This is a genomic window from Nocardia carnea (assembly GCF_029869215.1).
Lineage (GTDB): Bacteria > Actinomycetota > Actinomycetes > Mycobacteriales > Mycobacteriaceae > Nocardia > Nocardia carnea_B.
Genome location: NZ_JARWPM010000263.1, coordinates 1 through 7,877 on the forward strand (window position 1 = coordinate 1; position 7,877 = coordinate 7,877).

At 69.3% G+C, this 7,877-nt stretch carries 1 protein-coding gene; it reads left to right on the top strand.

Features of this window, described 5'->3' with window-relative positions:
* A partial coding sequence (locus tag QH276_RS18655) for a non-ribosomal peptide synthetase (protein WP_280406828.1) occupies positions 1–7,877 on the top strand: 7,877 nt, incomplete at both ends.

Sequence of the window (7,877 nt, forward strand, 5' to 3'; positions counted from 1 at the left end):
CGCCGGTGTTCGAGGCGCAGGTGTTCCGGGCGCCGTCGACTCCGATCGAGGAGATCGTGGCGGCGGTGTTCGCCGAGGTGCTCGGTGTGGAGCGGGTCGGTGCGGATGACGATTTCTTCGCCCTGGGTGGTAACTCGCTGATCGCGACGCAGGTCGCGGCCCGGATCGGGGCGGCGCTCGACGTGAGCCTGCCGGTGCGCGCCTTGTTCGAGGCGCCGACCGTCGCGGCCTTGGCCGTGCGGGCCGAACGGGCCGGGGAGAGCGCGCGTCAGCCGCTGGTCGCCGGACCGCGCCCGGAACTGGTGCCGCTGTCGTTCGCGCAGCAGCGCATGTGGTTCCTGAACCAGTACGACACCTCGTCGGTGGCCTACAACCTGCCGATGGCGATCCGCCTCACCGGTGAGCTGGATGTGGCGGCGCTACAGGCGGCGATGGCCGATGTGGTGCGGCGGCACGAATCGTTGCGCACCCGCTACCCGGAGCACGACGGCGCCCCGGTGCAGCTGGTCCTGCCCGCCGACCGGGTCGAGCTGGATCTGGGCCCGGAACAGGTGGCTGCGGCCCAGGTGCCGGCGAAGGTCACCGAATTCGTGAGCACCGGTTTCGATGTGGCCGAGGCGGTTCCGGTGCGGGCCCGGCTGTTCGCCGCCGGACCGGATGATTACGCGCTCGTCGTGGTCATGCACCATATCGCCACCGACGGCTTCTCGATGGCGCCGCTGGCCCGGGACGTGATGACCGCGTACGCGGCGCGCGCCCAGGGCAGCGTGCCGAGCTGGGAACCGCTGGCGGTGCAGTACGCCGACTACGCGCTGTGGCAGCGGCAGGTGCTGGGTGCCGAGGACGATCCGGAATCGCCGATGGCGCGCCAGATCGCGTTCTGGCAGCGCGCGCTCGCGGATCTGCCGGACGAACTGGCGCTACCGGCCGACCGGCCGCGTCCCGCGGTGGCGTCGATGCGGGGTGCCACGGTGCGCGCCGAACTCGACGCCGATCTGGTGCGCGGCCTGGCGGCCGTGGCCCGGGATCGCGGTGCCTCGATGTTCATGGTGTTGCACGCCGGGCTGGCCGCGCTGCTGGCGCGGTTGTCCGGCAGCGACGATATCGCCGTCGGTACGCCGATCGCGGGTCGTGGTGAGCAGGCGCTCGACGATCTGGTCGGCATGTTCGTCAACACCCTGGTCCTGCGGACCGGCGTCCGTTCCGGGGATACGTTCGCGGACCTGGTGGACCAGGCCAAGCAGACCGATCTGGACGCGTTCTCGCATGCCGATGTGCCGTTCGAGCGGCTGGTGGATCTGCTGGCGCCGGAGCGGTCGCAGGCGCGGAATCCGCTGTTCCAGGTGGCGTTGTCGTTCGAGAACAACCAGCAGCCGGCCCTGAACCTGGCCGGGCTCGAGGTATCCGGACTCGACCTCGCGGCGGATATCGCCCGATTCGATCTGCAGTTCAACCTTGTCGAGAACGCCTCGGGCGGAATGGATCTGGCGCTGAACTACGCGACAGAACTGTTCGACGAAGCCACCGCCAAGAGCATGCTGACCCGCTGGCAGCGGCTGCTCACCGCGGTCGCCGCCGACCCGGACGTGGTGCTCGGCGCGGTCGAGATCCTGGACGAGTCCGAACGCGCGGCCGCTCTGTCGCGCACCGGTGGCCCGGCCTTACCGGCCGGCACGCTGCCGGAACTGCTGGCCGCGGCGGTGGCGGTGGACCGGTCGGCGCCCGCGGTGGTGTTCGAGGGCCGCCGGTACTCCTACGGCGAATTCGACGAGCGGTCGAACCGGCTCGCCCGTGCGCTGATCGCGCAGGGTCTGGGTGCCGAGGATCTGGTGGCCGTGGCAGTGCCGCGGTCGGCGGATTCGGTGCTGGCCGAATGGGCGGTGACCAAGTCGGGTGCGGCGTTCCTGCCGATCGACCCGACCTATCCGAAGGACCGGATCGCTCATATGCTCACCGATTCCGGTGCGCCCGTGGGCATTACAGTGTCCTCGGCGCGGGCCGAGCTGCCGGATTCGGTGGAGTGGCTGGTGCTCGACGAGCTGGCGCTCGACGGTTACTCGGCGGAGGCGGTGACCGACGCGGACCGCGTACGGCCGCTGACCCCGGCGAATACCGCCTATGTCATCTACACCTCCGGTTCGACCGGTGTGCCCAAGGGCGTCGTGGTTCCGCATGCGGGTCTGGCGAACCTCGCCGCCGAGCAGGTGCAGCGGTACCGGATGGATTCGACCGCGCGGACGCTGCATTTCTCGTCGCCGTCGTTCGACGCGTCGATGATGGAGTTGCTGCTGGCCTTCGGTTCCGGTGGTGCGCTGATCGTGGTGCCCCCGGGCGTGTACGGCGGTACCGAGCTGTACGACCTGATCGGTACCGAGCAGGTCAGCCATCTGTTCATCACCCCGGCGGCGCTGGCCACGCTGGATCCGGCGGGGCTGGACAGCCTGCGGGTGCTGGCCGTCGGTGGTGAGGCGTATTCGCCGGAGCTGCTGGCGAAATGGGCGATTCCGCTGGGTGGTCCGGATGGCCCGATCCGGGCGTTCCACAACGTCTACGGCCCCACCGAGACCACGATCGTGGTCAATATCGGGGCGCCGCTGGCGCCCGGCGAGGCGTTGACGATCGGTGGCCCGAACCGCGGTATCCGTTCGCTGGTGCTCGACGATCGTTTGCAGCCGGTGCCCGACGGTGTGGCCGGCGAACTGTATGTCTCCGGTATCCAGGTCACCCGCGGCTATCACGCCCGCCCGGCCCTGACGGCGGACCGGTTCGTGGCCAATCCGTACGCGCCGGGCGAACGGATGTACCGCACCGGTGACGTCGTGCGCTGGGCCTCCCGTGAACTTGCCTCGGGCGAGTCGGAGTACCGGCTGGAATATGTGGGCCGGTCCGACTTCCAGGTGAAGGTCCGCGGCTTCCGCATCGAACTCGGCGAGATCGATGCCGCGCTCACCTCCTACCCGACCGTCGATTTCGCCGTGACGATCGGCCACGAAAGCGCCGCGGGCGCGGTGTCGCTGGTGTCGTATATCGTCCCGGCGTCCGGTTACACGGTCGATATCGCGGCGCTCACCGCGCATATCGAGGAGCGGCTGCCGGCCTATATGGTGCCGTCGGTCATCACGGTGCTGGACGAGATCCCGCTGACCCCGGTCGGCAAGCTCGACCGGAAAGCCCTGCCCGAGCCGGTCTTCGCGACCGATTCCGCCTTCCGCGCACCGCGCACCGCCATGGAAGCGATCCTCGCCGAGGTGTTCGCCGAGGTGCTGGGTGTGGAGCGGGTCGGCGTGGACGATTCGTTCTTCGCGCTGGGCGGCGACAGTATCGTCTCGATCCAGTTGGTGTCGCGGGCCAAGGCGCGGGGTGTGGTGTTCACGCCGCGGGATGTGTTCGAACAGCGCACCGTGGCCGGGCTGGCCTCGGTGGCCGAGGCCGGGACGGACGCCGACGGTGAAGTGCGTGCGCTGGCCGAATTGCCCGGCGGCGGGGTCGGCAGTATGCCGCTCACCCCGGTGGTGCGGTTCATGGCCGAACGGCCGGGTTCGTTCGGCCGGTTCCATCAGCTGATCACGCTGACGTTGCCGGTGGGAATCGACCGGGAGACCATCGCCGCGGTGGTGGGCCCGGTACTCGATCGGCACGATATGTTGCGGGCCCGCCTGTATTCCGCGGACGGCGACTGGATGGTGGAAACCGCCGCGCCGGGTTCGGTCGAGGTGGACGCGCTGATCGACCACACCGTCTTCGACAGCACCGCCGAGGGCGCGCGGTTGAGCGAGATCGCCTCCGCCGCCGTCGATACCACGCTGGATCGGCTCGATCCCGGACGCGGTGTCGTGGTGCGGTTCGTCTGGCTGGAACCGGATTCCGCCGACCGGGCCGGATACCTGGTGGTGGTGGCCCACCACCTGGTGGTCGACGGTGTGTCGTGGCGAATCCTGGTGCCCGACTTCGTGATGTCGGCTCTCGCGTACGGCGCGGGCCGGCCGCCGGAGCTGCCGGCGCCGGTGACGTCGATGCGGGCGTGGGCGCATGCCCTGGCCGACCACGCGTCCAGCGCGGATCGGGTCGCCGAGCTGGAGTACTGGCGCACCGTGGCCGGTACCGCCGACCCGTTGCTCACCAGCCGGGCGCTGGATCCGGCCACCGATATCACCGAGGCGGTCGAGATCCATCCGGTGCGGGTGACACCGGAGGTGACCCGTGCCCTGCTGACGACGGTCCCGGCCTTGTTCCACGGTGGTGTGAACGACGGCCTGCTGACCGCGCTCGCCCTGGCCGTCGCCACCTGGCGGGCCCGGCGGGCGCCCGGGGTGCGCGCGGACGACCCGCTGCTGCTCCGGCTCGAAGGGCACGGTCGCGAGGAGCAGGTGCTGCCCGGGGCCGACCTGTCCCGCACGGTCGGCTGGTTCACCGCCATCTTCCCGGTCCGCTTCGAGCTGGCCGGTATCGATATCGAGGAGGCGCTCGCCGGGGGTCCGGCGCTGGGCGCCGCGCTCAAGATGGTCAAGGAGCAGCTGCTCGCGGTGCCGGACAAGGGCATCGGTTACGGCTTGCTGCGGTATATGAACCGGGCGACCGCGGCCGAGTTGCCGGCGCAGTTGCCGGGCCAGGTGAGTTTCAACTACCTGGGCCGGGTCGGCACCGGCGATATCCCCGAGGGCATGGAAGGTCTCGGGTGGGTGCCCGCGGCGGACCTGGCGGCGGAGGCGCCCTACGACGCCGATATGCCCGCGATGGCGGCACTGGATATCAATGCCATCGTCGTCGGCGAAACGCTGACCGCGCGGATCGGGTACCCGTCCACGCTGCTGAACGCCGGCGAGGTCCGCGAATTCGGTGACCTGTGGGTACGGGCCCTGGAAGCGGTGGCCCGGCATGCCGATTCGGCGGGTGCCGGTGGGCACACCCCGTCCGATTTCGGGTCGATCGCGGTCTCGCAGGCCGATATCGAACGGATCGAGCAGCGTTTCCCGGCGCCGGTCGCCGATCTGTGGCCGTTGTCGCCGCTGCAGGCGGGTATGGCCTTCCACGCCCAGCTGGCGTCCGATTCGGTGGATGTGTACACCGCGCAGGCGGTGCTGACCCTCACCGGCCGGGTGGATGCGCGCCGGTTGCGGACGGCGGCGCAAGCGCTGGTGGACCGGTACGAGAACCTGCGGACCGCGTTCGTCACCGATAGCGCGGGTAATCCGGTGCAGGTGGTGCTGGACGAGGTCGAGGTCGAATGGGCCGAGCACGATCGCACCGCCACCGGGGCGGCCGATGATCTGATCGCCGCGGACCGGTTGCGCCGCTTCGATCTGGCCGAGCCGCCGCTGATCCGGTTCACGCTGATCCGTACCGGTGCCGACACCTGGCGGTTCGCGGTGTCCAACCACCACATCGTGCTCGACGGCTGGTCGATGCCCTTGCTGATGAAGGATCTGCTGACCCTGTACGCGGTGCACTCCGATACCGCGGTGCTGCCGGTGACCCGTTCCTACCGCCACTTCCTGGACTGGACCCGGCGGCAGGATCACCGGGCGTCGCTGGCGGTCTGGGAAACGGCCCTGTCCGGGGTCGAGGAACCCACGCTGCTGTCCCGGCCCGACGCCGGCGCCGCACCCGAGGTCGCGGCACTGTCCAGCGAATACGTGTTCGAGCTGGATGCGACGGCGACCGCCCGGGTCACGGCGCTGGCCGCCGAACTCGGCGTCACCGCGAACACCGTGCTGCAGGTGGCATGGGCGGTACTGCTCGGCCGGTTGACCGGGCGCGACGATGTCGTGTTCGGTGCGACCGTATCGGGCCGGCCGCCGCAGCTCGCCGGGGTCGAGACCATGGTCGGCCTGTTCATCAACTCCATCCCGGTGCGGGTGAACTTCGATCAGAGCGAACCGATGCGGGATCTGCTCACCCGGATCCAGGCCGAGCAGGCCGATCTGCTCGATCACCACTATGTGGGTCTGGCGGATATCCAGGCAGCCGCCGGGATCGCGACCCTGTTCGACACTTTGCTGGTGTTCGAGTCGTATCCGGTCGATGCCGAGGGTATTCAGGCGCAGGCCGCCGATATCGACGGTATGGCGGTGGCCGGGCTGGAGGCCGTCGACGCCACGCACTATCCGCTCACTCTGGTGGCGACGCTGGGCAGCACGCTGCGGATCCGGGCGGGCTATCTGCGGGACCGGTTCACCGAGGCCGAGGTACGCCGGATCGCCGACCGGCTGGTGCGCGTACTGGAGGCGTTCGCGGGTGCCGCGGCGAAGCCGGTGGGCGATATCGAGCTGCTCGATGCTGCCGAACGCGAGCTCGTGCTGCGGCAGTGGAATACGACCGCTCATACCGTCGACTCCACCGCGACCCTGGTGTCGATGTTCGAAGCGCAGTGCGCCCGTACCCCGGACGCGCCCGCGCTGACCTTCGACGGGGAAACCCTGACCTACGCCGAGTTCGCGGCGCGGGTGAACCTGCTCGCCCATTGGCTGATCGATCGCGGTGTGGGCCCGGAATCGTTCGTGGCCGTGGGGATGCGGCGTTCGCTCGATCTGGTGATCGGGATGTACGCGGTCGCCGTCGCCGGTGCGGCGTACGTACCGATCGATCCGGATCATCCGGCCGAACGCACCGAATACATCCTGGCGACCGCCGATCCGGTCTGCGTGCTCACCGCCGGGGACGATCTGCCGATCGAGACCGCTCAGGTGCGGATCGACATGCTGGATCTGTCCGGGTATCCCGATACCCCGGTGACCGATGCCGATCGGGTGGCGCCGTTGCGTGCGGCGAATACGGCGTATGTGATCTTTACGTCGGGTTCGACGGGTCGCCCGAAGGGTGTGGCTGTTTCGCATGCGGCGATCGTGAATCGTTTGGTGTGGATGCAGTCCGAGTACGGGCTGGAAGCCGATGATGTGGTGTTGCAGAAGACGCCGTCGACGTTCGATGTGTCGGTGTGGGAGTTCTTCTGGCCGTTGCAGATCGGTGCGCGGTTGGTGGTGGCGAAGCCGGACGGCCATCGTGATCCCGCCTACCTTGCCGAGGTCATCGATGCCGAGCGGGTGACGGTGGCGCACTTCGTGCCGTCCATGCTCACGGTCTTCGTGGCCGCCCTGCCCGGTGAGGTGGGGGCGCGGTCGTGCACCTCGCTGCGGCTGGTGTTCTCCTCCGGTGAGGCGCTGCCGGGTAAGCCCGCGCAGCGGTTGCGGGAGCTCACCGGTACGGCGGTGCACAACCTGTACGGCCCGACCGAGGCCGCGGTCGACGTCACGTATCACGAGGTCACCGACGCCGACACTACTGTGGTGCCGATCGGTGTGCCGGTGTTCAACACCCAGGTCTATGTGCTGGACGACCGGCTGCGGCCGGCGCCGGTGGGTGTCGCGGGTGAGCTGTATCTCGCCGGTACGCAGCTCGCGCACGGATACGTCGCGCGGCCTGACCTGTCCGCGGATCGTTTCGTGGCCAACCCGTTCGGCACCAGTGAGCGGATGTACCGCACCGGTGACGTCGTGCGCTGGAATGCCGCGGGCGAACTCGAATACGTGGGCCGCTCCGACTTCCAGGTGAAACTGCGCGGCCAGCGCATCGAACTCGGCGAGATCGAGGCGGCGCTCACCGAGGTGGACGAGATCGCACAGGCCGTGGTGGTGCTGCGCAGCGATGCGCGGACCGGCGATCAGCTCGTCGGCTACCTGGTCCCCGCGGCGGGAGCACCGCTGGATCTCGAGGACGTCCGGGAGGACCTGTCCGCGCGGCTGCCGTCGTATATGGTGCCCGCGGCGTTCGTGGTGCTCGACGAGTTGCCGTTGAATGCCAGTGGCAAGCTGGATCGGCGGGCGTTGCCGGCGCCGGTGTTCGAGGCGCAGGTGTTCCGGGCGCCGTCGACTCCGATCGAG